Origin of the sequence: Stenotrophomonas sp. 3diitr2024 (assembly GCF_042136455.1) — a bacterium.
Classification (GTDB): Bacteria; Pseudomonadota; Gammaproteobacteria; order Xanthomonadales; family Xanthomonadaceae; genus Stenotrophomonas; species Stenotrophomonas sepilia.
The window spans coordinates 1-333 of record NZ_JBHHMJ010000212.1 but is presented as its reverse complement, the minus strand read 5'-3'; the positions used below and the strand labels follow the sequence as shown (position 1 = coordinate 333).

The window sequence follows — 333 nt, the reverse complement described above, 5'->3', positions numbered from 1 at the left end:
GGAATGGAAGAAGGGCAACCGCATCGTTGAAATCGGCTGCGTGGAGCTGTTCAAGCGCCGCCCGACCGGCAACAACTACCACCAGTACATCAAGCCGGACTGCGAATTCGAACAGGGCCCGGATGGCGCCCTGTGGCTGCTGGAAGACCCCTGTGATGCAGAAACCATGCCTTCGCTCACGGCGTACTCGAAGATGTCTGCCGTGCGATCAAGCTTCAACTTGACCGGTCTGGTGTGGTGACAGCGCAGCTCGATATGAGAACAGTCGGTTCCACTGGCGGAATCTATGCCGATCCGAATACGCCATTGCCAGAACGTGCTACGCGTTTGTTG

Annotated in this window: 1 pseudogene; it reads left to right on the top strand. The window is 57.7% G+C overall.

Going from position 1 to position 333, the window contains the following annotated elements:
- Window positions 1–119, top strand: a pseudogene (locus ABGA94_RS04855) (DNA polymerase III subunit epsilon); the annotation flags it as partial.
- Window positions 120–333 lie beyond the last annotated feature (214 nt).